Origin of the sequence: Enhygromyxa salina (genome assembly GCF_002994635.1) — a bacterium.
GTDB lineage: Bacteria > Myxococcota_A > Polyangia > Nannocystales > Nannocystaceae > Plesiocystis > Plesiocystis salina_B.
This window is the reverse complement of sequence record NZ_PVNL01000161.1, coordinates 1-3,390: the sequence shown is the minus strand read 5'-3', so window position 1 is coordinate 3,390 and position 3,390 is coordinate 1. Positions and strand designations below refer to the sequence as shown.

Annotated in this window: 1 protein-coding gene; it reads left to right on the top strand. The window is 68.3% G+C overall.

Features of this window, described 5'->3' with window-relative positions; translation table 11 throughout:
* Positions 1–3,390, top strand: a 3,390-nt coding sequence (locus tag ENSA7_RS41135; protein ID WP_181234634.1) for a SpvB/TcaC N-terminal domain-containing protein, incomplete at both ends; no start/stop codon positions are given.

Sequence of the window (3,390 nt, the reverse complement as noted above, 5' to 3'; positions counted from 1 at the left end):
TTGCCGGGCTCGTTCGTCGTCAATGATCACGGCGCCGCCCGCTACTCGATCCCGATCCAGCTCCCCCCGGCCGCCCGCGGGCTCGAGCCCTCGCTCTCGCTCGAGTACGACAGCCAGCGCGGAGACGACCCGCTCGGCGTCGGGTGGAGCCTCGGCGGCAGCTCGGTGATCACACGCTGCGGCCACACCCTCGCCGAAGACGGCGAGGTCACACCTGTACGGATGACGGACGAAGACGGCCTGTGCCTCGACGGCCAGCGCCTGACCCTGGTCGACGGCGCCGCGTTCGAGTTCGGCGCGACCTACCGGCCCAAGCGCGACGACTTCTCCCGCGTGCGCGTGGTCGCCCAGGTCGACGCGGACGGCTCGAACACCTGTCATGGCGGGTACGGGTTCGAGGTGCGGCGACGCGACGGGACGATCGCAACTTACGGATGCCGCCGTGACGCGACCGTGGCCACCCACCTCGGCGCGAGGACCTGGGCGCTCTCGCAGGTGCGCGATCGCTTCGGCAACTACATCGACTACCACTATACCTACGAGACCGCGGCCGTGACTGACGGAGCCGGGCAGCTGCTCGGCGAGGCGGACGTCGAGCACTACGTCTCCACGATCGCCTACGGCGCGCACGCGGGGCTGCACGCCAGCACTCGGGTCATTCGGCTGAGCTGGGAGCCGCGGCCGGATCCGTGGCAGGGGTACAGCCTCGGCGCGCCGCAGCGGCAGTCTTCGCGGCTTGCGAAAATCGCCACATTCGCCCCCAACGGGCTCGTGCACCGCTACGAACTCGACTACGCGAGCCCGAGCATCACCGAGCGCAGCTTGCTGCACGCGGTCCAGCAGTGCGACGCCAAGCAGGTCTGCAAGCCCGCGACCACCTTCGAGTGGGAGCCCGGCGAGCACGGCTTCGAGCACACGCCCGGCGAGGCCAACTTTGCCGAGCGGGCCTTCTTTCCGTTCATGCTGTTCCCCAACGAGGAGCAGTACGTGCTCGACCCGTTCGCGGAGCTGATGACCCTGCTCGACGCCGACGGCGACGGGCGCACCGACATGTTCCTCTCGGCTGGGGACGGCAGCGCGAACTTGCCCGAGCATCGGGGTTGGGAGACGTGGACCTCGCAGCCGGGCGCCCACGGCGAGGACTTCCAGTACTGCGGATCCACGCGGGACAACTTCGAGCAGTGCGCCGCGGCTGGGCATTACCTGGTCTACGAGAGCGAGCGCAGCGGCATGCTGGCGCTCGGCTCCCACGCCAGCGGCGGCCGGGCGGTGCCGCCGATGTTCGCGGCCGACTACGACGGCGACGGCCGCGACGACGTCTACGCGCTCGGCGACAATGTGCCGATCCCCGGCCTGCCCCCGGCCGGTTACAGCTTCTACATCGCCCGCAGCCTGCCGGAGGGCGGCGTCGATCAATTCGAGTTCTACCCCGGCGCTGGGCTGATCTGGCAATTCACGGGCGCGGATCAGACCGGCGACGGCCTCGGCGATCTCCTGTTCTGCGCGGGCGAAGCGGATCTCGAGGAGCCCGAGCTCGGCACCGGGCGCTGGATGTTTGCGCCCAATGTCCCGGGCGTCGGGTTTGACGCCAGCGCCGTGTTCGACACCGGCCTGGTCTGCTCGGTCTACGACAAGCTGCTGCTCCTCGATCACGACGGCGACGGTCTCGCCTCGCTGCTCGTGATCCCGACCTGGGACGCGAACAAGCACAGCCGGATCCCCTCGAAGGCGTGGTCGGACTATTCCGCGATCACCCTCGATCCCCACGACGACTGGGCTGGCTCGCTCGCGTCCACCGGTCTCGCGCCGGATCTCGCCCAGCGCTGGCGGGCGAGCCTGGCGGGCCACTACAACAACTCCGACGTCGAGATTGACTTTCCCCGATCCAACCAGGGCTTTGGGGTCGATCGGGTCCTGGATCTCAACGGCGACGGCCTTCACGACGTCCTGCGCTATGAGCTGCACGCGGGCGACGGGCCCGCGCAGCTCGAGACGATCTACAACACGATCGTGATCGATGATCCCCCGCTGCCCGAGTGGGGCGGCGTGCGGATCTGGATCAACACTGGCACCGGCTTCGTCGACGGCGGCTGGTTGATGCAGTCGGAGGTTGAAGGCAACCGATCATTCGCGCGCTACTTGGCGTCGGGCGTGATCGACTACGACGGCGACGGGGTGCTCGACTACCTCACGCCCGTCGATGATCCCAACGCCAACGAGTGGGCGTGGACGGTCTTCATCAGCAACGGCGACGGCAGCTTCGACGCGCTGCCGGTCTCGCTGGATCTGATGCTCAACGATATCTACACCAGCCCGCGAGCCAGCACTGCGTTTGATCTGACCGGCGACGGCCTCCACGACCTCGGCGTGTTCACGTCGCTTCGCTGGACCCTGCGCGAGCGCGTGGGCGAGGTGCCCGACAAGCTCGTGCGGATCCAAAACGGCCTCGGCGCGACGGTCGAGGTCAGCTATCGCTCGCTCACCGACTACGACGCGCCCGCGCGGCTGTACGCGCTGGATCTCGACAGCTGCGTGTACCCACGCCGCTGCGAGCGAGATCCTCGGATCGTCGTGGACACCCACCGGCTCGACGCCGGCGGCCAGCTGGTGCCGCGCCGGTTCGAGCACGGCTACGGGGTGGCGCGCAGTGATCGTGAGGGCCGGCGCGCGCTCGGGTTCGTGTCGCACCAGACGATCGAGCTCGACGAAGACGGCCAGCCGATCTACCGACGGCGGGTTGGCTATGGCCACACCTACGCGCCCGAGCTGCTGGACTTTCCGTACACGGGGATCCCCGCGACGATCACGGAGGACCACCGCGACATCGAGTCGGGTAAGCACGTCGTCACGCACATCAAGCGTGTGTTCGACTACCTCGCGACCGCGCCTGGCTACTACCCCTACGTCTCGCAGCAGGTCTCCCGCAGCTACGAGCTCGACGGCTGCGCCGACACGTTCTGCGAGCCCGAGGACTTCAATGACGACGCGCGCGTCAGCGACGTCGTCGACACCGTGTTCGAGCTCGACGACTACGGCAACCCGACCGTGTGGTCGACGGCGATCGATACCGGTGACGCGACGCTGAACTATCGGCGCGAGCTCGGCTACCAAAACGACGCGGACAGCTGGTTGCTCGGTCTGCCGATCTACGAGCGCACGTATTTCCTCGAGCTCGGCCAGACGCCGGGCCAGCGCGAGTGGATCGCCAGCTATGATCCGGACACCGGCGCGCTGAAGACCCACACGCTCGAGCCCACACGGCCCGAGCTGTTCTTGCACACCAGCCGCAGCTACGACGCCCACGGCAACCTGATCAGCCAGACCGCAACCGACTCCGACGGCGAGCAGCGCGGCAGCACGGTCAGCTACGACGACGAGGGCGTGTTCCCG